Source organism: Paucilactobacillus oligofermentans DSM 15707 = LMG 22743 (assembly GCF_001434315.1).
Classification (GTDB): domain Bacteria; phylum Bacillota; class Bacilli; order Lactobacillales; family Lactobacillaceae; genus Paucilactobacillus; species Paucilactobacillus oligofermentans.
This window is the reverse complement of sequence record NZ_AZFE01000031.1, coordinates 14,231-39,769: the sequence shown is the minus strand read 5'-3', so window position 1 is coordinate 39,769 and position 25,539 is coordinate 14,231. Positions and strand designations below refer to the sequence as shown.

Annotated in this window: 23 protein-coding genes; 21 read left to right on the top strand and 2 right to left on the bottom strand. The window is 31.2% G+C overall.

Features of this window, described 5'->3' with window-relative positions:
- The first annotated feature begins 130 nt into the window (after positions 1 to 130).
- From FC70_RS09155 to FC70_RS03730, 14 genes are all read left to right on the top strand, one after another.
- Positions 131 to 1,852 carry a glucosaminidase domain-containing protein gene (locus tag FC70_RS09155; protein ID WP_083478629.1) on the top strand — a complete coding sequence of 574 codons (1,722 nt, stop codon included), beginning with the start codon at positions 131 to 133 and terminating at the stop codon, positions 1,850 to 1,852.
- A gap of 75 nt (positions 1,853 to 1,927) precedes the next feature.
- Positions 1,928 to 3,019, top strand: coding sequence for an acyltransferase family protein (locus FC70_RS03790; protein WP_057889684.1), 1,092 nt, complete (start codon positions 1,928 to 1,930; stop codon positions 3,017 to 3,019).
- Positions 3,020 to 3,142: 123 nt separating this feature from the next.
- Positions 3,143 to 3,775 carry a sugar transferase gene (locus FC70_RS03785; protein WP_420835987.1) on the top strand — a complete coding sequence of 211 codons (633 nt, stop codon included), beginning with the start codon at positions 3,143 to 3,145 and terminating at the stop codon, positions 3,773 to 3,775.
- A 23-nt stretch (positions 3,776 to 3,798) separates the two neighbouring features.
- Positions 3,799 to 4,914 carry a UDP-galactopyranose mutase gene (glf, locus tag FC70_RS03780; protein WP_057889682.1) on the top strand — a complete coding sequence of 372 codons (1,116 nt, stop codon included), beginning with the start codon at positions 3,799 to 3,801 and terminating at the stop codon, positions 4,912 to 4,914.
- Between the two features lie 3 nt (positions 4,915 to 4,917).
- A complete protein-coding gene (locus FC70_RS03775) occupies positions 4,918 to 6,351 on the top strand; it encodes a flippase (protein WP_057889681.1) in 1,434 nt (477 codons plus the stop codon).
- 134 nt (positions 6,352 to 6,485) lie between these two features.
- Positions 6,486 to 7,259, top strand: a complete 774-nt coding sequence (locus FC70_RS03770; RefSeq protein ID WP_057889680.1) for a DUF4422 domain-containing protein — start codon at positions 6,486 to 6,488, stop codon at positions 7,257 to 7,259.
- A 60-nt stretch (positions 7,260 to 7,319) separates the two neighbouring features.
- Complete coding sequence (locus FC70_RS03765) at positions 7,320 to 7,913, top strand: YveK family protein (RefSeq protein WP_162253442.1); 594 nt, start codon at positions 7,320 to 7,322, stop codon at positions 7,911 to 7,913.
- 35 nt (positions 7,914 to 7,948) lie between these two features.
- Positions 7,949 to 9,301: a hypothetical protein gene (locus tag FC70_RS03760; protein WP_123827733.1), complete on the top strand. Its 1,353-nt coding sequence runs from the start codon at positions 7,949 to 7,951 to the stop codon at positions 9,299 to 9,301.
- Positions 9,301 to 10,374 carry a glycosyltransferase gene (locus tag FC70_RS03755; protein WP_057889677.1) on the top strand — a complete coding sequence of 358 codons (1,074 nt, stop codon included), beginning with the start codon at positions 9,301 to 9,303 and terminating at the stop codon, positions 10,372 to 10,374. Before FC70_RS03760 ends, FC70_RS03755 begins: the two co-directional genes overlap by 1 nt.
- Before the next feature lie 15 nt (positions 10,375 to 10,389).
- The gene (locus tag FC70_RS03750; protein WP_057889676.1) at positions 10,390 to 11,340 is read left to right on the top strand and encodes a glycosyltransferase family 2 protein; all 951 of its coding nucleotides are present in this window, start codon (positions 10,390 to 10,392) and stop codon (positions 11,338 to 11,340) included.
- 4 nt (positions 11,341 to 11,344) lie between these two features.
- A complete protein-coding gene (locus tag FC70_RS03745) occupies positions 11,345 to 12,205 on the top strand; it encodes a glycosyltransferase family 2 protein (protein ID WP_057889675.1) in 861 nt (286 codons plus the stop codon).
- Positions 12,198 to 13,106, top strand: a complete 909-nt coding sequence (locus FC70_RS03740) for a glycosyltransferase family 2 protein (RefSeq protein ID WP_083478627.1) — start codon at positions 12,198 to 12,200, stop codon at positions 13,104 to 13,106. The genes FC70_RS03745 and FC70_RS03740 overlap by 8 nt, the downstream gene beginning before the upstream one ends.
- Complete coding sequence (locus FC70_RS03735; protein WP_057889673.1) at positions 13,099 to 13,476, top strand: hypothetical protein; 378 nt, start codon at positions 13,099 to 13,101, stop codon at positions 13,474 to 13,476. The genes FC70_RS03740 and FC70_RS03735 overlap by 8 nt, the downstream gene beginning before the upstream one ends.
- A gap of 23 nt (positions 13,477 to 13,499) precedes the next feature.
- Entirely contained in the window at positions 13,500 to 14,468 is a 969-nt protein-coding gene (locus tag FC70_RS03730; protein ID WP_057889672.1) for a glycosyltransferase family 2 protein, read from the top strand.
- A 16-nt stretch (positions 14,469 to 14,484) separates the two neighbouring features.
- On the opposite strand, the gene tagD is transcribed toward FC70_RS03730, so the two are convergent.
- Positions 14,485 to 14,874: a glycerol-3-phosphate cytidylyltransferase gene (gene tagD / locus FC70_RS03725; protein ID WP_057889671.1), complete on the bottom strand. Its 390-nt coding sequence runs from the start codon at positions 14,872 to 14,874 to the stop codon at positions 14,485 to 14,487.
- 179 nt (positions 14,875 to 15,053) lie between these two features.
- Between tagD and FC70_RS03720 the strand changes: the two genes are divergently transcribed.
- The 6 genes from FC70_RS03720 (at position 15,054) to FC70_RS03695 (ending at position 24,032) form a co-directional block, all read left to right on the top strand.
- Positions 15,054 to 16,163 (top strand): LCP family protein, encoded by a 1,110-nt coding sequence (locus FC70_RS03720; protein WP_057889670.1) that lies wholly within the window; start codon positions 15,054 to 15,056, stop codon positions 16,161 to 16,163.
- Between the two features lie 171 nt (positions 16,164 to 16,334).
- Positions 16,335 to 17,540, top strand: a complete 1,206-nt coding sequence (locus FC70_RS03715) for a hypothetical protein (RefSeq protein ID WP_057889669.1) — start codon at positions 16,335 to 16,337, stop codon at positions 17,538 to 17,540.
- Positions 17,541 to 17,729: 189 nt separating this feature from the next.
- Positions 17,730 to 19,307, top strand: coding sequence for a peptide chain release factor 3 (locus tag FC70_RS03710; RefSeq protein ID WP_057889668.1), 1,578 nt, complete (start codon positions 17,730 to 17,732; stop codon positions 19,305 to 19,307).
- 47 nt (positions 19,308 to 19,354) lie between these two features.
- The gene (locus FC70_RS03705; RefSeq protein ID WP_057890273.1) at positions 19,355 to 20,428 is read left to right on the top strand and encodes an AI-2E family transporter; all 1,074 of its coding nucleotides are present in this window, start codon (positions 19,355 to 19,357) and stop codon (positions 20,426 to 20,428) included.
- A gap of 23 nt (positions 20,429 to 20,451) precedes the next feature.
- Complete coding sequence (locus tag FC70_RS03700) at positions 20,452 to 22,374, top strand: DUF7657 domain-containing protein (protein WP_057889667.1); 1,923 nt, start codon at positions 20,452 to 20,454, stop codon at positions 22,372 to 22,374.
- A gap of 125 nt (positions 22,375 to 22,499) precedes the next feature.
- On the top strand, positions 22,500 to 24,032 hold the full coding sequence (locus FC70_RS03695) for a C39 family peptidase (RefSeq protein ID WP_057889666.1): 1,533 nt from the start codon (positions 22,500 to 22,502) through the stop codon (positions 24,030 to 24,032).
- 66 nt (positions 24,033 to 24,098) lie between these two features.
- Here the strand turns inward: FC70_RS03695 and FC70_RS03690 are convergent, their stop codons facing one another.
- Positions 24,099 to 24,794 carry a MucBP domain-containing protein gene (locus FC70_RS03690; protein WP_057889665.1) on the bottom strand — a complete coding sequence of 232 codons (696 nt, stop codon included), beginning with the start codon at positions 24,792 to 24,794 and terminating at the stop codon, positions 24,099 to 24,101.
- Between the two features lie 122 nt (positions 24,795 to 24,916).
- On the opposite strand from FC70_RS03690, the gene FC70_RS03685 reads away from it, so the two are divergent.
- Positions 24,917 to 25,510: an ECF transporter S component gene (locus tag FC70_RS03685; RefSeq protein ID WP_057889664.1), complete on the top strand. Its 594-nt coding sequence runs from the start codon at positions 24,917 to 24,919 to the stop codon at positions 25,508 to 25,510.
- Positions 25,511 to 25,539 lie beyond the last annotated feature (29 nt).

Below are 25,539 nucleotides of genomic sequence, written 5' to 3'. Positions count from 1 at the left end.
TTAAAAAATGTTACTTTAGCATTACATGGGGGTAACAATTTAATTTAATTGAAAACAATCATTAAAGAATGTGGTATTATTCATTAATAAAGAAAAATAATAAAAGTTTAAAAAATGAGGAGTATTTAGAATGAAAGAAAGTCCTAGATTTAAGATGTTTAAAAAAGGAAAAATGTGGTGTGTTGCAGCAGCTGCAACAGCTTCAATGGTTGTAGGAATTAGTGCAATACAATCTGATGTAAGTGCTGATGAAGTTGCTAGTTCTACTGATAACAGTGCAGCTATTATTAGCAATGTTGATAATGTCACGCAAGGTAGTTCTGTGGTATTGGGAAACACAGATACAACTGTAGCAAGTTCTGCTGACTCTTCTGCAACATTAAGTGCCGATTCAGAAGTAGCCTCAAGTACAACATCAAATGCTGCTTCAGAAGTAATCGCGAGTGCAACAGATACAACATCAAACGCTGCTTCAGAAGTAGCTTCAAGTGCAACAGATCAAACATCAAGTGCTAACTTGAATTCAGCTTCAAGTGAAACGGACAAAACAACAAGTTCCGATTCAGATGCTGCTTCAAGTGTAACAGATGAAACATCAAATACCGATTCAGATGCTGTGCCAAGCGATGATTCTATTAATGATGTACTTGATGCACTTATAATGAGTGATGCAATTAAAAATGGGTTAGTTAACGAAGATGGTCAAACTTACTATTATGTAAATGGTCAAAAAGTAAGTGGTAAACAAACAGTTAATAATAGTACTTATTATTTTGATGATTATACCTATAGAATGAAGACAGATTTTTTCTATACAGATAATAATGAAGTTTATTATTTTGGTTCAGATGGGAAAATGTATAAAAGCCAATTTTATTCAAATTGGGGCAATGTATATTATTTTGGCGATAACGGGTCTCGGTATACTGACGATTTCTACTCAAATTGGAACAATGTGTACTACTTTGGATCAGATGGAGCAAGATATACTGATAAATTTTATACGAATTGGGGAAGTACGTATTACTTTGGAAATGATGGTGTAAGATCTGATAACCAATTTTATTCAAATTGGGGTAACGTATATTATTTTGGATCAGATGGAGCAAGGTATACTAATAATTTCTATTCAAATTGGGGTAATGTATATTACTTTGGATCAGATGGAGCAAGATATACTAATAATTTCTACTCAAATTGGGGAAGTACGTATTACTTTGGATCAGATGGAGCAAGATATACCAATAAGTTTTATACTAACTGGGGCAATATATATGCTTTTGATGGTAATGGAGCATTGAAAAAGAATCAAGTTGCTGATTCTGGTGATGGATATTTACGTTTTAATAATGATGGAGTTTTAACATTCCATGACAGCAGTTTGTCTACTGCTAACAACACATTCATGAATAAGATTTTATATGGAGCGATTACGGAATGGGTAAATCATAAAATTTTACCATCATTAACAGCTGCCCAAGCTATTATTGAAAGTGGTTGGGGAAACTCTGATTTAACAACTATGGCAAATAATTTATTTGGTATTAAAGGTAGTTATAATGGTAATTCTATAACAATGGCAACTGGTGAGTATTATAATGGGCAATATGTAACAGTTAATGCTCAATTTAGAGCATATGCTAGTTATGCTGAAAGTATGTCTGATCACTCACAATTTTTATTAGATAATTCACGTTATGCAAATTTGATTGGCGTAACTGATTCAAATATTGCTGCAATGTTAATTCAACAAGATGGATATGCAACTAGTCCTACGTATGCGAAGACATTAATGAATACCATGAATTACTATGATTTAACTTCATGGAATTGGATTGCTTTCTATATGTAAAATAAAGTAACGGTTGATGTGAAAACATCAACTGTTTTTTATTTAAAATAACTCAACTTTGAAGGAGATTTAATAGTGGTTGTTAAGAGAAAAAGAGTTGATTGGATAGATATTGCAAGAGGAATTGCAATAATTTGTGTAATTGTCGGACACTCACTTGGGACCTATTGGCCAAACTTTCTTGCGGAATTTATTTTTGTTTTTCATATGCCAATATTTTTTGTTCTAAGTGGATACTTATATCGACCCAAAAATAATTTCACACTAACTAAAAGTAATATTTTTAATTTATTAATTCCGTATATTACGACTGTTTTATTAGAAGTAATCGTAATTATTATCTGTCGAATCATTCCAAATGGTGTGTTATATAGTCGAATTGGATCAATTAAACAGTTACTAATTTCAGGAAGTTATGGAATTGGTATTGGTACTAACTTCTTTGGAATCTCGATTATGTCAATCGGAGCTATTTGGTTTTTATTGGCGATGTTTTTTGGTAGTTTGATATTTAATATTGTTATGAAATTGAATATTAAGAAATATGATTTATTGTGTAAAGCAATCTTGTCATTGCTGCTGACACTTATTGGAATTATTATGGCGACAAAGTTTGTGCTCCCATTTTCTCTAAATTCTGCGTTAGGTTCACAAATATTTTTCTTTAGTGGATATTTAATTAAAGAAAAAGACATTATTCAAAAAATTAAATTACCGTCTGTTGTTGTATTAACGGGAATCTGGATTTTTGCTGCGACAGTAGGTATTTTTGGAATGGTTAATATGACATCACCTAATATTTATGTAAGTGTATTAGGTGGTATTGTGGCAAGTATTGTTGTTATAAAATTTTCTATCTATCTTGATGAAGTATTGAAAAATAATTTTGGAATTTGGATAAAGAAAAGTTTAGTTTTCTTTGGTGCTAACTCTCTTTTGATGCTTTGTTTTCATTTAATTGATTTAGATTCAGTTAATATATGGCCAAAGGTAGTTGAATTCTCTTCAGTTCATTTTCCATACTTAGTTGCGATTATTATTGGTATTATGTATAGAATTATCTTTGTGATAATTGCAACGTTAATCGTAAGTAAAATACCGGTAATAAACAGCTTATATATGAATCGAAAGTACCCTATTAAGAACCTTTTCAAATCAATTCGATGAAATTATAAAGAATTGTTATTGTTTATTCAAGATAGTTGCGAGATACTTAAATTATGGTAAATTAGTTAGAGTGAAGTATTGTTATACTTAGTATCTAATATGATTTGATTGGTGAAATAAATGTTGGAAGAAAAACAAAGTTTAATTTATTTATTTTTTAAAAGAACTGTAGATATTATTTTATCCTGTTTAGCGTTGATATGTTTAAGCCCTGTATTTTTAGTTATTTGGGGATTATATGCGTTTGGTAGTGATAAGGGCCCAGTTATTTATAAACAAGAAAGAGTCGGTAAAAATGGCCGACACTTTTTTATCTATAAATTTAGGTCAATGATTGTTGATGCAGATAAGGTTTTACGCAGTGATAAAAAACTATATGAGAAGTATGTAAAAAATAGTTATAAACTTGAACCTGGTGAAGATCCACGTATAACAAACTTTGGTGAATGGTTGAGAAAAACTTCTATGGATGAAATGCCTCAATTTGTTAATGTATTACGGGGTGAAATGTCATTAATTGGACCAAGACCAGTTGTGGAAGAAGAATTACAAGAATATGGTGATCAGATAGAAAAATTTCTATCGGTTAAACCTGGAGCAATGGGTTATTGGCAGGCTAGTGGTCGAAGTAATATTGGATATCCAGAACGTAGTGAAATTGAATTATATTATGTAGATCATGCATCGTTTTGGTTTGATGTTAAAATATTATTCCAAAATTTACTGAGTATCGTTAAATCTGATGGTGCTTATTGATAATTAATATCGGAGGAAATATAATGTACGATTATTTAGTTGTTGGCTCTGGATTGTTTGGAGCAACGTTCGCATATGAAGCAGCGCAACGTGGAAAACGTGTAAAAGTTATTGAAAAACGTGATCATATTGCAGGAAATATTTATACGCATGAAGTTGATGGCATTCAAGTTCATCAATATGGGGCCCATATTTTTCATACCTCAAATAAAGAAGTATGGGATTATATTCAACAGTTTGCTGAATTTAATCGTTATACTAATAGTCCGGTTGCCAATTACAATGGGGAAATGTACAATCTTCCGTTCAATATGAATACTTTCAATAAACTTTGGGGCGTCAAGACACCGGCAGAAGCAGTTGCTAAAATTGAGGAACAAAAAAAAGCGGCTAACCTTTCTGGCGAACCAAAGAATTTAGAAGAACAAGCAATTTCTTTAATTGGAACTGATATCTATGAAAAGTTAATTAAAGGATATACAGAAAAACAATGGGGCAAAAAAGCAACAGAACTTCCAGCCTTTATTATTCGTCGACTTCCAGTTCGTTTGACTTACGATAATAATTACTTTAACGATACTTATCAAGGTATTCCAATTGGTGGTTATACACAAATTGTTGAAAAAATGTTAGCTAGTGATTTAATTGATGTTGAAACTGGCGTTGATTTCTTTGATAACAAAGATGAATATATCAAAGAATATCCTAAGATTATTTTTACGGGAATGATTGATCAATTCTTTAATTATGAATTAGGTGAACTTGAATATCGTAGTTTACATTTTGAAACTGAAGAAATGGATGTTGATAATTATCAAGGTAATGCAGTGGTAAATTATACCGATGCAGAAACGCCATATACACGTGTGATTGAACATAAGCACTTTGAATATGGTAAAGGTGATAAGGATAAAACAATTGTTACGCGTGAATATCCAGCTAACTGGAGCCGTGGTGATGAACCATATTATCCAATGAATGATGCCAAGAATAATGAATTATATAAACAATATAAGAAATTAGCTGAAACCGTACCAAGTGTTATGTTTGGCGGTCGATTAGGTCAATATCGTTATTATGATATGCATCAAGTAATCCATGCGGCCTTAACTACAATTTCTCAGGAGTTTGATAAATAGCGTATGAAAGTTATTAAAAATTATTTGTATAACGCGAGTTATCAAGTTCTTGCGCTATTAGCACCACTAATTACGGTTCCGTATGTTGGTCGGGTGTTAGGTGTCCATGGTGTTGGTGTAAATGCATATACTAACTCATGGGTTACCTTTTTTTTGTTGCTCGGTCAGATGGGAATTTCATTATATGGAAATCGAGAAGTTGCCTATCATCGGGATGATAAAGAAGCTCGCTCAAAAATATTTTGGGAAATTGAAGGATTACAAAGCTTAACAATTATCTTTGCTTATATTGTCTTCATTATTTTCTTGTTTATCTTTAGTCATGGATATCGTGGATATTTCTTGATTCAGTCGATTTTAATTATCGCTGGTGGAATGGATGTGTCCTGGTATTTTATGGGGCTAGAAGATTTTAAAAAGATCGTTGTTCGAAATATGATTATTAAGGTTTCATCGATTGCACTTATTTTTATTTTTGTTAGAACCCCCGATGATTTAGGTAAATATATATTCTTACTTGGTATGTCACAAGTTGTTGGTAATCTTACCTTATGGCCATATCTTAAGGGAAGTGTAAAAAAAGTTAAAATATCACTATTGAGACCATTTAAACACTTTTATCCATCGCTATTATTGTTTATTCCGACAATAAGTACTCAGGTATATTTAGTTGTTAACCGAATTATGCTGAGAATGGCAGATACTGAAGCAGTGGGACAGTTTGATTATGCAGATAAAATCACTAAAATTATTTTAGCTGTTGTGACGGCGACCGGCTCCGTGATGTTACCACATATTGCTAACAAATTTTCAAATGGTGATGTTCGTGGTATTAGAAAAAGTTTGTACAACTCGTTTGATTTCGTTACGGCACTATCGATGCCAATGATGTTTGGATTAGCAGCAGTTGCTACTAAATTTGCGCCCTGGTTCCTTGGAGCAGAGTTTGGTCCAACTGCTAGAATTATGATGATTGAATCTCCAGTTATTTTGTTCATTGCTTGGAGTAATGTAACGGGGACGCAATATTTAATGCCCGTTAACAGGGTCAAGGAGTATACCGCATCAGTTACAATAGGGGCGATAGTTAATGTGATTGTTAACTTGTTCTTAATTGAAGCCTTTGGTGCTAATGGAGCAGCTGTTTCAACCTTGATTTCTGAATTTTTAGTTGCTGCATTACAAATATACTTTATTAGAAATACGATTAGACGACGCCAGTTGTTTGCTGTAACTTGGAAATATTTATTGAGTGGATTAGTAATGTTCATCGTTGTTTATCGAATGAACGAGATTATGCAAATGAATTTTGCTAACCTAACTTTACAAGTGATAGTTGGAATGATGATTTATGTATTAGGTATTATTATGTTAAAAACTCCCGTTGTAGATCAAGCGCGTGATATAATTTCATCTAGAATTAAGAAAGACAACTAGTTAACCTAGTTGTCTTTTTTTAATATTATCTAAAATTAAACCGCTTAGTCTGATGACGATTGTATTTAGTGCATTCTTTAGGTATAATTTTAAGTGATATTATATAATTTATAATGATTTTTTGGGGTGGAAAAGTGAATACTAAAATTATTGTGGCGGCACATAAATCTGCAGAAATGCCAACCGATTCAGAACTATATTACCCAGTTTTTGTGGGTAAAGCTTTGCATCCAGAATTAGATCTACCATATCATTCAGATAACGATGGATTAAATATCTCTGAAAAGAATCCTAATTATAACGAATTAACTGCTGTATATTGGGCATGGAAAAACATTGATGCGGAAGCATATGGACTAGTGCATTACAGACGATACTTGTCACTAAATAAGAATAAAAATTTAAATTCTATTTTAACTAAAGAACAGGTTGACGATTTACTAGAAAAAAATGACATAATTTTACCTAAAAAACGTAATTATTTTATTGAATCTAATTATTCGCATTATATTCATAGTCATCAGCAAGAACCAATTGATTTAACAAGAATGGTTATTGCTGAAAATTTCCCTGAATATTTAGCTTCATTTGATAAAGTTATGAAGAAAACAAGTGCTCATATGTTCAATATCTTTATTATGAAGAAACAGCCATTTAATGAATATTGTGAATGGATGTTTGATATTCTTAATCAAGTAGAGTCAAGAATAGATATTTCCGAATATGATGCTTATGAATCAAGGGTTTATGGCTTTATTAGTGAATTATTATTAGACACTTGGCTTAATGTTAATTCAAGTTATCAAACAACTGAAGTTAACTTTGTATATATGGAAAAACAAAATTGGCTAAAAAAAGGTTTTTCTTTCTTATGGAGAAAGTTTAAATATGTTTTTAGTAAAAAGTAGGAGATGAAAGTTCTGATTTCATTAAAAAAATTAACCATATTTATATGGAAAAATATATTGGTGTTTATTGCATTAGCAATTGTTGGTAGCGGAGTTGGATATTGGATTGGTAAAGTATCATATCAACCATACTATATTGCAACGAGCCAAATTACTTTTCATCCCGAACACATTAAGAAAGTAAAAAATAAAGCTGATCGAAAATCTAATCAAGTAATTGCTAATGCATCAGCATTAGGTGTTCATCGAGTTCAAGCAATTGATAATAATACGCTTAAACTGATGATTAAGTATGTTGCTAGTAAAACAGGATATAAGGTTACGCAACAACAAATGAAAAATATGCTAACTTTTGAGGGAAGTCCGGATTCATTAATTATGATCATTCATGCACGAAGCGCAGACCCGAAATTTGCTACTGCAATAACTAATTCAATGGCCACTTTCTTTCAAAAACGTGTGCAAGTTTATAATCGATCTTTAAAGCATGCTTATCCAACAGTATCTGAGTTAGCAACTGTGCCAGCCGTTCCAGCTAATCGGCCTAATACTACTAAGTATGCAGCTTATGGTGCAATTTCTGGAATGCTAGTTGGAATGATTGGAATGCTGATAATAAAACGAAATAAATATTTTAGTAAGTTAGAAAGGTAATTCAAAAAATGGAATCATTGCTACTTCCTTTTTCAATGTTTACAAAGCAATACTTCAGAATGCTACCAGGAAATTTTTCTGAAATTTCAACATGGTTGATTTTTGCATTTGGATTGTATTATTTTTTTAAAAACAAGAATTTTAAAGATGAAAATATAATTAATTTTAAAGCTCTTATTTTCGCGTTATCAATCAATGTTATTCAATTAATCACGATGGTTTATTTTCAACCTCGAATTGCAACTTTACCAGCCAGCGCCGCTAATCCAGGCGTGTTTCATGCGTGGCTAGATTTTACGGTGGTTGAATTAATTATTGTAATGATATTTTTAATTGTTAGACAAAATATTTATTCTGATAAAGCTCTAATTAAATTTTTTAAAGTGTTCATTATGACCTTTATTATTTATATGGTAGCTGTATTATTGCCGCAATTAATTGGTACTTTAACTAAAGTAATTGATCCATTACTAAACGTTATAGGTAAATTATTTGAACAGCGGTGGCAAGGTCGGAACTTTTATGTTCATGGTAGTTATGTGACAAGTTTACGAAGAATTAATGGATTTGCACCTGAAGCTGGTTACTTGGCCTCACAGATTGGAATTGTGTTTATTCCAGTTATACTAGCTTGTATAAAAAATGAATATGACTTTTTTGGTAAATATTGGCACAAGGTAAGAATGTATTGGATTTTACTAATTTTATCGATTATCGTGTTATTTTTCGCTAAAACTTCAACAGGATTTTACATTATTGGGATTACAGCTTTAATGTTGCTGTTTTGTATTAGTAAGAAAGATCGACATATCGTTTATATCTTTGCTGGTGTAGCAGTAGGTATACTCTTAGTTGGATATATCTTTGTTTCACCAATTAGAGATTTAATTGATCAATATTTATTCCATAAGACAGGTACAAGTAACCGAATTGGTGGGACTAAAGGATTATTATATACATTCTTACATTATCCAATTACGGGCGTTGGAAACAGTATGACTAACTACTTCTTGTTGAAGTACGTCCCATGGAGCACAAGATTTAACTCGGAATATTTTGCAGTTTATTCTGCTTCAGGATACCCTATTTTAAGTAACTTTATGGGCTGGTTTGCTCAATTTGGATTAATTATTATGGCACCAATCACTGTTTATATTGTAAAAAAAGTTAAAGATGCACGCTTAATTTTGAGTAAATCGAATGATATTTTAGATGATTCAACTCAAAAATTGTATCGTACAGTTATGAATAGTTTTGTATTCTTTTTAATTATGTATTTATGTTTATCACCATTAATTTTTACGTGGAATGAAAATTATTATGTAATTATGTTCTTTGTTTATGTGGTAACAATTAGCCGCTTAAAAAGTAAGTTAGGACTAAAGTAATGAAAAAAGTATTAATATTAACGCCATTTATGTCTGGATCTGGTGGTACAGAAACGGTAATGACTAATTTTTTTGAAGCCTATAAGCAACTCGATGAAAAATCATTTGATATTAAATTAATTAATATTGGTGGAACTAATCATGAAGAGTGGTTAAAAGGTATAAATTATCAATTAGTAAACCTACCATTTAAAAATAATAAAAAATTGCTAAGTTTGGAATACGCATTATTTTTACCATTAATAATGTTAAAGCTTTTAAAGCAAGAAAAGCCGGACATCGTCGTATCAACGAATCCGGTTATTTGGATTATTGCAAAATATTGGCGTAAATATTATAACTCGAAGGTAAAAATAATTGCATGGTATCATTATTCACTTTCAAAAAAGCCATTATCAAAACGGGCACTTGAGAGTGCGGACTACTTTTGGGCAATTAGTGGTGGCATTAAACAACAATTAAAGCGACAAGGAATTTCAGATGAAAAAATATCATTAATATATAACCCGATTAATACCAATGACTACCTAGTCAAAAGAAGTCAAGATTTGACTACAACCTTTGTGTATGTTGGCCGCTTAATGTTGCATGGCCAAAAAAATTTGAAGGATTTATTTGATGCTTTAGCTAAAGTAACTGGTAATTGGAAGTTAGAAGTGTTTGGTGATGGGATTGAGTTATCTTTATTAAAAGATTACGTAAATAATTTAGGAATTCAAGATAAAATTGTTTGGCGTGGCTTTAACAAGCAACCATGGAAATCATTAAAAAATGGTGATGCCTTAGTTATGACATCTAAATATGAAGGTCTACCAATGGTGTTAGCTGAGGCAGCATCGTATGGCATGTTTATGATTTCATCAGATATTGAAACTGGTCCTGCCGATATAATTAAAGATGGTGAAAATGGTTATTTGTATCAAGATGGAAATATTTTACAATTAGCTACTCAGTTACAACAAATTGTAGATGGTGAATCGTTACCAAGTCAACATATGATTCAAGATAGTGTTAAATTTCTAGAATTAGATGCATATATATTACGAGTTCAAGCAAGTATCGACAGAATTTAGTTAGGGGAATGTATTATGTCAGAAACTGAAACAGTTGCGATTGATATATCTACGTATAATGGTGAAAAATATTTAGCTGATCAAATTACGTCTATTTTGAATCAGACATATCAAAATATTCATGTATATATTCGTGATGATGGGTCAACGGATAAAACAGTAGATATTATCACTGCAATGGTGACAAATGATGAAAGAGTTACATTTGTTAATGAAGGCAATATCACTAATATGGGCGTAATAAATTCCTTTGTTAATCTGTTACAACATTCGGCCGAGAAATACGTAATGTTTTGTGACCAAGATGATGTGTGGTTAGAAAATAAAGTTGTTGATACACTGGACTTGATGAAGAAAAATGAAAATCCAGTAAAGCCACGATTAGTTCATACAGACTTAATGGTTGTTGACAACGAGTTAAATGACCAAGGATTAATGTATGGTAATGAATATGCCAATTCTTTTAAGGATGTCCTTTTCTCTAATAGCGTTACAGGGTGCACGATGATGTTAAATGAATCTTTAAAAAATATGATTTTAGATAATCCAATTGATAAAGATCAAATTGTAATGCATGATTGGTGGTTTGCAGCTATTGCTGCCACTTTTGGTAGTGTTGAATTTGGAAACTTCGCACCAATTTTATATCGACAACATGGTGATAATACTTTTGGAGCCGACGTTTCAAAGCTCAAAAAGTTTAAGCGGTTATTCAATTTAGATAGTGAAACAGAACGTTTTAAGTTAGTTTTAAAACAAGATAGCTATTTGCTTGATGTATTCGGTGATCAAATGGATACAGATAAAAAGTCGCAATTAATTGCTATTTCAAAAATGACGAGTGGATCAGCGTCAGCATTTAAAAACTTAAAAACATTAATGAATTATAAAATCAGAAAAAGTTCATTAAAAGGAACTGTATTTATGTGGTTTATACTTACTTTTAATTTTAAAAAGGTTAGGTAATCAAATGGAAAAGTTTGGCGTAGGGATTGTTTTATATAATCCGGAAATTAAAAGATTAAGTCAAAATGTGGATACATTGCTTAAACAATGTGAAAATATTCTATTACTTGATAATGGATCATCCAATATTGCAGCAGTTGAATCGTTGTATGGAGATAATGAATTTGTAACAATTAAGAAATTACCTACTAATGAAGGCATTGCTAGAGCACTTAATGAAATCATTAAATATTTTGTAGCTGATAATGTTGATTGGGTATTAACGATGGATCAAGATTCAATGCCACCAAAAAATATGTTGTCAGAATATCAAAAATATACTGATTTAAGTGATGTATCATTAATTTCACCTGTAATTTGGGATTTAAGTGAAAATGAAAATGATCCTGAACGTACTGATAAAGAAATTGATGAGATTCAAAACCCAATTACTTCAGGTTCATTAATTAAAGTTAAAGATTGGAAATTAATTGGTGGGTTCGATGATGAAATGTTTATTGATTTAGTTGATTTTGATTATTGTCGTCGATTACTTATTAATCACAAAAAAATTATTCGGGTTAACAGTGTTGTCCTGCGTCAAGAGATTGGTCATAGTAAGCAGGTATTTGTTTTCGGTCGTAGAATCCCAGTGGATAATCACTCTGCATTCAGAAAGTACTATCAAGCAAGAAATAGTATCTATTATTATAAAAAATACAAAAAGCTAAGTGATCGAAAAGTTTTATGGGATGAGATGAAGTTAGTTATTAAAACAATATTATTTGAGGACAATAAAGGTTCAAAGTTAAAATCAATTTTTAAAGGTATCAAAGACGGAATGTCAATGCCAGTTAAGGCAGATTGGAAGGTGAAGAATCATTAATAACGAGAAACTAACAAGTGCAATTGTCGTGACCTATAACCGGTTAGACTTATTGAAAGAATGTGTTTCTGCACTTTTAAACCAGACTAATGTAGTTAGTCATATTGTTGTTGTAAATAACAATAGTAATGATGGAACGAAAGAATACCTAGATACTATTAAAAGTAGTCAAGTAATTATATATAATTTAACTGAAAATCTGGGTGGCGCTGGTGGCTTTAGTTATGGATTGAAGCAAGCTGTTGAAGAAACTAGTGACGAATATTTTTGGTTAATGGATGATGATACAATTGTTGACCTAAAGTGTAATGAAATGCTAACTGATGTAGCAATTAAGCTAGAAAATAAATTTGGATTTTTGGCATCTAACGTTCGTTGGAAAGATAATACTCCTACAAATGTTGCTGAAGTTACCGATGATTGGCCAGACTTAATTGGTGAAGGATTAGTAAAAGTTAAAACAACTACCTTTGTGTCATTCTTTACGTCAAGAGATAACGTAGTTAAAGGTGGACTTCCAATTTCAGAATTCTTTATTTGGCAAGATGATGTTGAATATTGCCTTAGAATGAATCAATTTGGGCCATCATACTTTGTTAAAAAAGCCATCGCTATTCATAAATCTAATTCAAAGCCAGGGACATTTTTAGTACAAAATGATACTGTTGATAGAATTCCGCGTTATTTTTATCAATTTAGAAATAATATGTATATTACAAAGCACTATCGTGGAAATAAGAAGTTTAGAAAGATGATTCGGGTTAATTTGGTTGATGTAATTCGAGTTTTTGTTAAATCTAAAGATCATCGTGTTAAACGTGCAATGGCTGAATTAAAAGGTACTTTAAGCGGTATCGGATTTGATCCTGAAATTAGAAAAGTGGGTGATCAAGTTGACTAAAAAGATTGCATTATTTTTGATGATGGTTTGTTTCGTTAGTGTATCGTCTGTGTTAGTTGTTAAAGCTGATGCTGTAAAATTATTGATATCAGCTAAGAACAGTGATCAAGTTAGCGATTCTGGAGATATTTATCGTAAATTTAGTGGTAATAAAATCATCATTGAGGGTAAGACCACTAAAAAAGCTAAACTCATATTAGAAAATCAAAAAAATTATAAAGACTTTAAGGTTAAAGCTGATGCTAAAGGTAATTTTAAAGCAACTATCAAAGTCAAAAAAAATGTAAAAAAAGCTGTTTATGATATTGAATCAACTAAGAAAAAGCATGAAAAGAGTAATTATATTCGAGTACATTTGACAAGAAATTAGTATGGTCACAGTAGGGGTAAGTAATGGATAACGTAGCAATTTTAATACCAGTCTATAATGAAGAAAAAACGATTAGCAAGGTTGTTAAGGATTGTTTGAATAGTTTAAAAGGCATCAGTAATTCGTATGTCTATGTGTATGATAATAATTCTAATGACAATACAGTTGTACTAGCTGAAGAAGCCGGAGCAGTCATTCGACATGAATATCGACAAGGTAAAGGTAATGTTATTAGAAGAATGTTTCAAGAAATTGATGCAAATTGCTATATCATGATTGATGGTGACGATACTTATCCAGTTGAAAATATTCCAAGTATGGTTGAAAAGGTTTTGAATCAAAATTCAGATATGGTTGTTGGTGATCGATTATCTTCAAGTTATTTTGAAGAGAACAAGCGATTTGGTCATGGATTTGGAAATAAGCTAGTTAGAAAGAGTATCAATGTATTCTTTAAAAATGATATTCGAGATATTATGACCGGTTATCGGGCATTTAGTTATCGCTTCGTTAAAACCTATCCAGTTTTATCCAAGGGGTTTGAAATTGAAACTGAGATGAGCATTTTGGCAATTGAAAATAATATGCAAGTGGATAATGAAATCATTACTTATCGTGATCGACCTGAAGGTAGTGAATCTAAACTTGATACTTTCTCAGATGGCTTTAAAGTATTAACGACTATCTTTAAATTATTCAAAAATTACCATCCATTTAAGTTGTTTTCAATTATCGCAGCAATTCTAATTGCAATTTCAATTATTTCATTTATTCCGAGTGTTTGGTTACCATATTTGAATACTGGAATAGTAGAAAAAATTCCAACCTTGATTGTGGATGGATTTTTATTGTTAACAGGTATTTTATTAATTTCATGTGGATTGATTTTAGATTCCATCGTTCAAAAAGAAAAACGTGAGTTTGAATTTAGACTACAAAACGTTATTTTTCAAAAGTTGAATATACTTAATAGCAAAAAATATAAAGAATAGTAACTGATTTAAGCTTTTATTCAGATAAATCATGTTTAATTTGGGTAGTTGAAATGCCATCTGTTCGTTCAAGATAAATAACATCTACGTATTCTTTTAAGTTATCGAATTTCCCAGCCCAATCATTTCCGATTACAAAAATATCGACATCATATTTTTGTATGTCATGAATTTTTTGATTCCAATTATTTTCTGGAATTACTAAATCGACATATTTAATTGCTTCCAACATATATTTTCGATCTTCAAAATTAGTATATGCACGTTTTCCTTTTTGATTAATATTGAACTCGTCAGTAGAAAGACCGACAATTAAGCGATCACCCATTGAAGCGGCTCGTTCCAATATTTTTACATGTCCTTTGTGCAATAAATCAAACGTTCCATAAGTTAATACTGTTTTCATTTACGTCAGTCCTTTCACGATATATTAAGTAATAGACTACCATATTTTTATTAATAAGTGATTATAAATGTCTTGTTTTAAAGTTTACAAAAGTATTAAAATCTTGTGTTTTGTTTGACGATTTAGTGAATACAATGATAACGTTGTGTAAGTTAATTATAGAATATTGAGGATAAATCATGGATGAAGAAGAAACTAGAACCTCACGTCATCGAGCACCACGACGTAAGCGGCATTGGGGACGATGGATTACAATAATTGTGGCACTTGTACTGTTATCAGTTGGTGGTTATGAGTACTACAAAATTCATCAGACTGCTGAGGGGATTTTTGGTAACAGTTCAACTAAAGTAAGTAAAAAGCTACGAGATGGTAAAGCAGTTAATGTTTTAATTACGGGGATTGATTCAGGAGCAATTGGTAGAAATAAGACTACTTATGGTGTTGGAAATACAGATACACTTGAAGTTGCAACTATTAATCCTAAGAAAGAAACAATTACATTTACCAGTATTCCGCGGGATACGTTGGTTAAATTAAAGACAGATGATGGTGACGATTACGTTAAAATTAATGCTGCTTATTCAATTGGTGGGATTAAAAAGACTAAAGCTGCAGTTGCTGAGTTATTAGATATTAAGATTGATTATTATGCAAATGTTGATATGGGAGCACTTGAAAAAGTTGTTGATGCTGTTGGTGGTGTAACTGTTAATAATCCATTTGCATTCACCTATGAAGGTCATACATTCCCTAAAGGGAAACAAACCTTAAACGGAGCCAATGCTTTAAAATATTCACGTATGCGTTATGATGATCCTAATAATGATTACGGACGTCAAAAACGACAACAACAAGTTATGAAGGCTGTTATTAAAAAATTCAAGTCAGCAAGCTCAGTAACAGCAATTAATAAGTTGCTAGATGTTGCTAAAGATGGATTAAAAACAGATGTTCCGATTAATAGTATCGCAACGTTATATGCTAATTATCATACAGCAATGAATAATGTTGTTACTAATCAATTCCAAGGTGAAAATGCAACTATCGAAGGAACTTCTTTCCAAATTGCATCAACTAAAGAAATTAATCGTGTTTCTAAGTTGATTAAAAAAGCTCAAGGTCTTGAAGCTACAACTGTAACTAATTATGAAACTAAAATGTATAATGCGCAGACCAATTTTGATGGTTATAATAATGTAACTTTTGTACTTCCTAATGGAGCTTCATATAACTCCCCAGGTAGTGGTTACAGTAGCTCTTCAAATAGTACAGATAGTTACTATTAATAATTAAGTTTAAAAAAGCTGCTAGTTTTCATAAATGAAAATTAGCAGCTTTTTGTATAATAAAATTTATTTATAATTTAGTAAGTAAAAGGATGTGATGTTGGTTATAATTATAGCATTAGTTACTTTCAAGAATTATATATTTAATATGATAAAAAGGATGATTATAAGTTGAATTCAATTAAAAGTTTTTTTAAGGTAATTTCATTATTATTAGTTAGCTACTTTGTACTCATGACTGTAGTAATGATACCTAATAATAATATGGTTAAAAATAATGTTAGTGAAAGCTCAACATTAATTGCTAGCGAAGGAGTATATCCAGAGATATTTGATACAGTCGCCAAGTCAGCTTCTAAAATTGATAATTATACAGATAATTTTATGATTAATGCAGCAAAAAAAGATCAAAGTAATCCTATTAAAGCAGGGATGTCGATAGATGGATATAGTAGATATTGGCATGGGTACTTAGTTATACTTAGGCCAATATTAATGCTTTTTTCTTTATCATCAATTAGATATTTTAATATGTTTTTTATGTTACTAATTTTTGCATTTGTTGTTCATTTATTAGCTAAAAAAATATCAACTCTTGTAGGATTGTCATTTGCTGTTGCAATGTGTAGTATATCTTTTATGGTGATTCCGTTTTGTTTACAGTATTCAAGCTTGTTTTATATTTTAAACTTTAGCATTATCTATTTACTAACTAATAAAAAGTTACATAAAAATTTGGCTTTATTTGGAGCAATTGGTTCAATAACTAATTTTTTAGATTTATTGACGTATCCAATTATTACATTAGGAATACCGTTAATTGTTGTATTATTACTTAATTTAAAAGAAAAAAGATATAACCAAAGCTTTTTTGAAAGCTGTAAGCAAATCTTACAGTCAGGTATTGGTTGGTCACTTGGATACGGGATAACTTGGTTCAGCAAATGGATTATTGCTTCTGCAATTTTAAAAAAGAATGTTATTTTAGATGCTTTTAATGCGATTGTTTTAAGAACTGAAGGATCAGGAGATACTGCAATTTCAAACAACAATCCAGTATTAAATAGATCATTTATGTTGAAAGAAAATATGCAGTTGGTTTTTTCAAAACAGTTCCTTGCTATTTTAGCTTTTATTTTTATTATTTGGTTATTATTATTCATTTGTTTTAAAAAACAATTTAAAACAATTCTTAAAGCATCACCAATTTTGATAGTATCAACTTTCCCATATATTTGGTATTTGGTACTAGGAAATCATTCACAAGTCCATTATTGGATGACTTTTAGATCTCAAGCAATAACAGTATTTGGTATCCTTTGTTTTGCAATAACGTGTATTGACTGGAATCAAGTTAAACAAAAATTTAGTAAATAAATAGAATATCTCTATGAATTTAGGCAGAATTAGTTACTGTCTAATGTTTATGGAGATTTTTTATTTTAAAAATATAAATGATTATTTATTGGCTTAAATATTAATTTCAAATTTTGTTTTACATAGACTTTAATCGTTATCTATATTAAAATTAGAAGGAATGATTTTTTGAAAGAGGACATAAAATAAATGAATAATGCTGAATTAGCAAATGAAGTAAATAAGCGAAGAACGTTTGCCATTATTTCTCATCCGGATGCTGGTAAAACAACAATTACAGAACAAATGCTCTTATTTGGTGGAGTTGTACGTGAAGCTGGGACTGTTAAAGCTAAAAAATCTGGAACGTTTGCCAAATCAGATTGGATGGAAATTGAAAAAAAACGTGGAATTTCAGTTACTAGTTCAGTGATGCAATTTGATTACGACGGTAAGCGAATTAATATCTTGGATACCCCTGGACATGAAGATTTTTCTGAAGATACTTATCGAACTCTAATGGCCGTTGATTCTGCTGTCATGGTTATTGATGCAGCTAAAGGGATTGAACCACAAACTAAAAAGCTATTTCAAATTTGTAAAATGCGTGGAATTCCAATATTCACCTTCATGAACAAGTTTGATCGTGATGCAAGAGAACCCTTGGATTTACTATCTGAGGTTGAAGATGTTCTGGGTGTTGAAACATATCCAATGAATTGGCCAATTGGAATGGGTCGTGGACTAAAGGGACTTTATGATCGCTATAATCACCGTGTAGCTTTAACACATCCCGAAGATGAAAATAATCCATATATCCAATTAGATAAGGATGGACAAATACCTGCAGATCATCCGTTACGTCAAGATAGTATCTGGCAAGAAACATTAGATGAAGTGGAATTAATTGAAGCCGCTGGAAATAGTTTAGATGAAGATAAAATTGCTACTGGTGATTTAACACCAGTATTCTTTGGATCAGCTTTAACTAATTTTGGGGTCGAAACATTTCTTCAAACATATTTAAATTATGCACCTAAACCAAGTAATCATAAAACTTTAGATGAATCTATTATTAAAGCAAATGATACTGTATTTTCAGGATTTATTTTTAAGATTCAGGCTAATATGAATCCACAGCATCGAGATCGAATTGCATTTGTAAGAATTTGTTCAGGTGAGTTTGATCGCGGAATGGATGTTACATTAGGCAGAACCGGTAAAGGGATTAGGCTTTCAAATTCTACCCAGTTTATGGCTGATAGTCGTGAAATTGTTGAGACTGCTGTAGCCGGAGATATTATCGGTCTGTATGATACTGGTAATTTCCAAATTGGAGATTCAATTTACTCAGGTAAAAATAAAGTTGAATTTGAAAAGCTCCCACAATTTACACCAGAATTATTTGTTCGAGTAATGGCTAAAAATGTTATGAAGCAAAAGTCTTTCCATAAAGGAATTGAGCAACTTGTTCAAGAAGGTGCCATTCAATTATATAGAAGTTACAATAGTAATGAATATATTTTAGGTGCAGTTGGTCAGCTTCAATTTGAAGTTTTCCAATTTAGAATGTTGAATGAATATAATTCTGAGATTGTAATGGAATCATTAGGACATAAAACCGCTCGTTGGATTAATCCGGATCAACTAGACGAAAAAATGGCGTCAACACGTAATTTATTGGTTAAAGATCGTCAAGATGCACCACTGTTCTTATTTGAAAACAAGTTTGCAGAAAACTGGTTTAAAGGAAAGTATCCTGATGTTGAACTAACGTCTAAATTGTAATTTAAATATTGGGGGGAGTTCGATTGAAAAATATAAAAGAAAATAAAATGTTTTTTTGGACAATTGAATTATTGGCAGTCGCTGCCTTAATTTTTGTTTGTACTAAAATTAAATTTGTTTTTGAACCACTGTTCACATTCGTGTCAGTGGTTTTTGTACCATTTGTGATATCTGGATTTTTATTTTATATGTTAAATCCACTTGTAACAAAATTATCAAAATTAAAGTATAAGAGAATTGGTCTGAATCGAAGCTTTGCTAGTTTATTTATCGTTTTAGTATTGGTATTAATTGTAGTGGGTGGAATTGCGTTGTTAGTTCCAACCATTATTAGCGAATTCACATCATTAGTTAAGGCAATTCCTGATACCGCTAGTCAAATGAATACGGTGGTTAATAAAATTAGCCATTCACAGATTTTTAAACATATTGATGTTGGAACTTATTTAAGTAAAATTGATTCACAAATTGGTACCTATGCTGAAACGTTCTTAACCGGATTATCAAAAAGTTTAGGAACAATTATTAGTACAATTACTAGTGTGACTATAATTGCAATTACGGTTCCCGTGATGCTGTTTTACATGCTTAAAGATGGTCAGAAATTAATTCCAAGCATTCAAAAAATGGCACCAGGAAAACGCAGTGAAGAAGTTAGTGGATTACTGCAAAAAATGAGTGCTACATTATCTTCTTACATTTCTGGACAGGTAATTGAGTGTTTATTTGTTGCAGTATTTACTACTATTGGGTATTTAATCATTGGTCAACCACTAGGGGTTGTTTTGGGAATTATTGCTGGAATAGCAAATATTATTCCATATATTGGTCCCTATATTGGAATCGCACCAGCTTTGATTGTATCGTTAACAATGGCGCAAGATAAAATTATTTGGGTTATTATTATTGTAATTATCGTACAGCAAGTTGATGGGAATATTATTTATCCTAATATTATTGGTAAGAGTCTGAACATTCACCCGTTAACAATCATTGTGTTATTACTTGCAGCAGGTAATATTGCAGGGATTGCTGGGATGATTTTATGTATTCCATTTTATGCAGTTGTTAGAACAATTGTTATATATTTTTGGGATATTTATAATTTAGATAAGTCATAGTTTAAAAGGGATTTAAAATATTCATGCTAGTACAATTACAAAATATCCTAAAAAAAGTTTTAGACAGCTTAATAAGATTTAGATTTATAATTGGAATATTTGCGATAATTATAATTGTCGTTTTTAAAATTAATGGGTCTTCAATCAATGCTTGGCAAGATGTGTTTTCTAGTAATAATACGCAAATATCAGGTCAAACAAGAACGGTTAGAAGTGACGAATGGAAAGTTCAAACGCCATTAGCTTTAGCACAATATTATGATGATTTTAAGGTGCATAATAGTAATATTTCTAATGACGGGCAAAATATGATTTTACAATATAATGCGCCAGTTAAAGATATTTCGATTATTGGAAAACCATTTAATTGGGGCTTTCTATTTTTAAAACCCGATCGTGCATTGTCTTGGTATTGGGGAACAAAAGTAATTGGACTACTATTAATTTCGTTTGAAACATGCTTAATAATTACGCATAAAAAGAAATATTTAGCTCTTTTAGGAAGTTTATGGATTACTCTATCACCGGCAATTCAGTGGTGGTTCATGCAACATGTAGGTGATTTAGCATTCTTTACGCTAGCTATTTTTGTTAGTTACATGAATTACTTAGTTGGTGATAACAGTAAATTTAAAAAAATCGGGTTACTTTCACTTTTTGTATCAAGTAGTATTGGATTTGTTTTAGTTATATATCCTGCCATTCAAGTACCGATGGCCTATTTTTTAATTATTATGTTTGTGGTTACAATTAAAAAATATTGGAAATCAATTAAATTAAAAAAATTCGATTTCATTAGTATTTTTGTGAGTGTGCTGATAATTTTAATGGTGTTAATTCATGTATATTTAATTTCAAAAAATGATCTGAAATTATTAATGAATACTGCTTATCCTGGGCACCGTGTTAGTCTTGGTGGTGGCGCCACCTTGATGGATATGTTTGGATATCTATCTAATTGGTTAATTCCATTTAGAGATATAAATTTTTCCAATAATTGTGAAGTGAGCAATTATTTTAATTTCTTGCCAGTAGTCTTAGTTTTAAGTCCATGGTTGATGTTCAAAAATAAAAAAATTGATTGGATTGGGCTTGGATTAATTGTTAGTCCAGTGATTTTCTTAATCTGGTCATTTGTATCTTTCCCAGAGTCCATTGCAAAAATGACATTACTTAGCTATGTTACTTCAAGTCGTTCAATAATTTGTATGAATTTCTTTGGAATGTTGGCTTCGATTTGGTTTATTAGCAAATTGTTAACAGGTAAGGGATTTGGATTGAAATTATCGTTAATTGTTACTACATTGATGGGTGGTATATATTACTTTGTAATTTCTTCATCGTCGTTAGCATCATATTTTGGACCTAAAGGTAAATATCTAACTATTGTATTTTTTGCATTATTAGTATTTACACTGTTGTATAAAAAAATACGTAAACTATTTTATCCCTTAATGTTAATGCTAATTATTGTTGGTGGAATCTTCGTTAATCCGATTAATATCGGTGTAGGGGCAATTACGAAAACACAAGTTGCTCATGAAGTAAGTAGTATACGTAAATCTAATCCCAATGCACGATGGATTGGTTCGGGACAGTCGTACAATTACCTGCCAGCTTTAGGCGTAAAAACATTTAATTCAGTTGATTTTTATCCTAATATGAAGACATGGAAACAGCTTGACCCAAAACAAAAAAATATTGATATATATAATAGATATGCGCATGTTCAAGTTGAAGTAACTAAGGGTGAAACTAGTTTTACCTTAAATGCACCTGATAATTTTACGATCTTTATGAATACTTCTGATTTATTACAAATGAAAATTAATTATATTTGTACTCAGGTAGATTTAACTAGTTTTAATGATTCTAAGTTAACCTTTAAACAGGTTTCAAATATCGATTCTCATGGTTGGAGAATATATAAATTAATTAATGTTTAATATTTAATGAATAATAGTAAGTTACTAAGAATTTAAACTTAGTAACTTTTTTATTTTGTATGAACGTTATGTATTAAGTTTTTTGTTATACTACTCTTATATATTTATTTGGAGGAGAAGATTTTATGAGGTTTAAGAAGCGATTTTTATTGTTAACATCATTTGTTTTTGCGTTATCTATTATTATATCTGGTGGATTTGTTAAAGCAGATGCAATTTTGGTAGATAATTCAAGCAGTGAAATTAAAAGTACTCCGGCAACTATCGTTAATGATGAAAGTTCAAGTAGTTCAGAATCTAATGCAAGTAGTTCAGAATCAAGCAATAGTTCTGAAGGTGATAATTCAGATTCAATCAGTGAAAGTAGCAGTTCAGAATCAAGTAGTAAAAGTAGTAATGATAATACTGAAGTTAATGAAACCAATAATACAGCTGAAAGTAATGCTGAAGTCACAGTAGAATCTCAAGCAGATGCGTCCAAGAATGGAATCGTGCAAGAAGGTTCATCGTTTTATTATTACTTTAATAGTGTAAAACAGACTAACTCTTTCTATTCAGAAAATAATAAAATTTATTATTTTGGAAATGATGGGAAAATGTTTAGAGATCAATTTTATTCAAATTGGGGCCATATTTACTATTTTGGATCGGATGGCACTAGATATGATAATAAGTATTATTCAAACTGGGGTCATAATTATTATTTTGGCTCCGATGGTGTGAGATATACTAATCAATTTTTATCTGCTTCAGGACATACTTATTATTTTGGTGAAGATGGGGTAAGATATACTAACCAATTTTATGCAAATTGGGGAAATGTTTATTATTTTGGAGCGGATGGCGCTAGATATGATGATCAATTTTATTCTAACTGGGGAAATGTTTATTATTTCAATAGCGATGGTGTACGTTTAACCAATAATTTCTATTCAAATTGGGGCAACATTTATTATTTTGATGGTAACGGGGTTCGTCTAACTAATTCATTTTATTCGAACTGGGGACAAACATACTATTTTGATGGTAATGGTGCTCGGTTAACAAATCAATTTTATCGTAATTGGGGGAATAATTATTTCTTTGGAAGCGATGGCTCGTTGTATAGAGGATATTTTAAATATCAAAAAACTGATATATGGGCTTATGGAGATGGAGTTATTTATTCAAGTCAAAATTCAAATACTCCATTAATTGGTCAACTGCCAAACTTACCTACCGGCTGTGAAATGACTGCTGTTACAATGATGTTGCAGTATGCCGGCGTTAATATTACTAAGGAACAGGTTGCAAATGAAACACCAAGAAGTAGTAATCCTAATTATGGATTTGTTGGTAATCCTTATAGTAATTCAGGTTCTGGTTTATGGGTTCTAGCAACTGGGATTGCTTCTGTTGTTAGTAATCACATTGGTTGGAGTAATGTTTTAAATGGTGCTTCAATAGATTCAATTAAGGACAAATTAAATCAAGGACATTTAGTTGTTGTATGGCAAGGTAATATGAACGGATTTGGTTCACATACTATTACACTAACTGGTTACGATCAAAAAGGATTTAATTATAATAATCCTTGGACAAATAGACGTGAAAATATGAGTTATGGTACTTTCTATTCTCATTGGAATTCTGATTATCAAAACGCGTTAAGTTATTAACTTTTATTTATCGTAATCAAAAACGCTTAATTCATTAAGAATTAAGCGTTTTTTGATGGTATAGTATTATTTTAATTTAACGTATGAGCCGTTAATAAATTCGTTTCCTTGAATTTTATACCAAGTCACACCGTTATCAGTAGATCTGGCAACGACAACAATCTCAGTACCATCTTCTAGTTCATTAGTGATTTTACCGTAAGGCTTGTTATAGGCCTGGATTTTCTTTCCAGGGATATAATCGATTTCAGCTTTTACTTCACCAACTGGTTCAAAAATTAATTGTTCACCAGTAGCAGAAAGTTCAATGTTTTCATATGGATTATTTGTGATTTCCATGTCCTTGTAAAGGACCCATTGGTCAGGGCTAATCTCATACCAGAACTCACCATCGGTAGTGGCAACTCGCTTAAATGCACGAATAGTCATCCCTTCAGGGAGTGAGCTGGAAGTCTTTAAGCCTTCAATGCCATCGTAGATTGTTGTATTTTCTTTTAACAAAAGATACATATCAACAGATTCCATTTCGGCCCAGTTTGCTTGGCGATAATAAAGCTTAACAATTCCTGGTGTATCACCAAAAGTTCCTGTTAGTTGGCCTTCAGATTCAATAAAGCGGAATTTATCAAAGGTAGTTTTCTCGACATCGTAATGTTGACCATATAAACCTTTTAGAAGTTGTGGGGCGAGGATATTTGATTGATCATCGATGTTAATGTAGTATGCCCAAACCGGCATTCCAAGTACTGGATTTTTACTCATAGTTTACACTTCCCAATTATTTTAATTTAGTATAGTCTTTTTTGAAAAACTTATTACTAGATGTTTCTATTTTTTTATCTTACACGTTATAATAATAACATTAAGTAGCCGAGGTGACCAAATTGAGAAAGAAAAAATCAACATATCATATCAGTATTTTAGCAATTTTAACTGCAATTATCATTTTACAAGATTTTATTCCTATGTTGGGCAACATTCCGATTGGACCGTTGAGTTTGACAACTTTGCATGTAACGGTGATTATTACGGCAATTGTGTTGGGTCCGGTTGATGGGGCTATCGTTGGTGGTGTGTGGGGTGTGTTAACTTGGATTAGAGCATTTGTCTTTCCAAGTAGTCCGTTAGCACCGTTAGTATTTGTTAATCCATTGGTATCGGTCTTACCCAGAATTATGATTGGTTTAGTAGCAGGTTGGACTTTTATTATTTTGTTTAAGTTTTTTAAACATTTACTTAGTTCAATGGTAATTGCTTCAATTCTAGGGGCACTTACTAATACAATTTTGGTGCTAGGATTCATTTATATCTTTTATCATACGCCGGAAGTGGCTAAGCTGTATGGAGTTAATGTAAGTAATTTATTTAAAGCCTTATCGGCTATCTTTGTAACTAATGGATTAGCTGAAATGGTACTGGCTGCAATTATTGCCCCAATGATTGCAATGCCGCTCAGAAAGATTTATCAAAAACGTTAAAAATAATGGATATAAAAAGAGGAATCTCA

What these genes read in the sequence shown, in the direction of transcription:
- FC70_RS09155 (WP_083478629.1), top strand. Translation starts at nt 131, where the DNA reads ATGAAAGAAAGTCCTAGATTTAAGATGTTTAAAAAAGGAAAAATGTGG.
- glf (WP_057889682.1), top strand. Translation starts at nt 3,799, where the DNA reads ATGTACGATTATTTAGTTGTTGGCTCTGGATTGTTTGGAGCAACGTTC.
- FC70_RS03775 (WP_057889681.1), top strand. Translation starts at nt 4,918, where the DNA reads ATGAAAGTTATTAAAAATTATTTGTATAACGCGAGTTATCAAGTTCTT.
- FC70_RS03760 (WP_123827733.1), top strand. Translation starts at nt 7,949, where the DNA reads ATGTTTACAAAGCAATACTTCAGAATGCTACCAGGAAATTTTTCTGAA.
- FC70_RS03755 (WP_057889677.1), top strand. Translation starts at nt 9,301, where the DNA reads ATGAAAAAAGTATTAATATTAACGCCATTTATGTCTGGATCTGGTGGT.
- FC70_RS03750 (WP_057889676.1), top strand. Translation starts at nt 10,390, where the DNA reads ATGTCAGAAACTGAAACAGTTGCGATTGATATATCTACGTATAATGGT.
- FC70_RS03745 (WP_057889675.1), top strand. Translation starts at nt 11,345, where the DNA reads ATGGAAAAGTTTGGCGTAGGGATTGTTTTATATAATCCGGAAATTAAA.
- FC70_RS03730 (WP_057889672.1), top strand. Translation starts at nt 13,500, where the DNA reads ATGGATAACGTAGCAATTTTAATACCAGTCTATAATGAAGAAAAAACG.
- tagD (WP_057889671.1), bottom strand. Translation starts at nt 14,874, where the DNA reads ATGAAAACAGTATTAACTTATGGAACGTTTGATTTATTGCACAAAGGA.
- FC70_RS03720 (WP_057889670.1), top strand. Translation starts at nt 15,054, where the DNA reads ATGGATGAAGAAGAAACTAGAACCTCACGTCATCGAGCACCACGACGT.
- FC70_RS03710 (WP_057889668.1), top strand. Translation starts at nt 17,730, where the DNA reads ATGAATAATGCTGAATTAGCAAATGAAGTAAATAAGCGAAGAACGTTT.
- FC70_RS03705 (WP_057890273.1), top strand. Translation starts at nt 19,355, where the DNA reads ATGTTTTTTTGGACAATTGAATTATTGGCAGTCGCTGCCTTAATTTTT.
- FC70_RS03700 (WP_057889667.1), top strand. Translation starts at nt 20,452, where the DNA reads ATGCTAGTACAATTACAAAATATCCTAAAAAAAGTTTTAGACAGCTTA.
- FC70_RS03695 (WP_057889666.1), top strand. Translation starts at nt 22,500, where the DNA reads ATGAGGTTTAAGAAGCGATTTTTATTGTTAACATCATTTGTTTTTGCG.
- FC70_RS03690 (WP_057889665.1), bottom strand. Translation starts at nt 24,794, where the DNA reads ATGAGTAAAAATCCAGTACTTGGAATGCCGGTTTGGGCATACTACATT.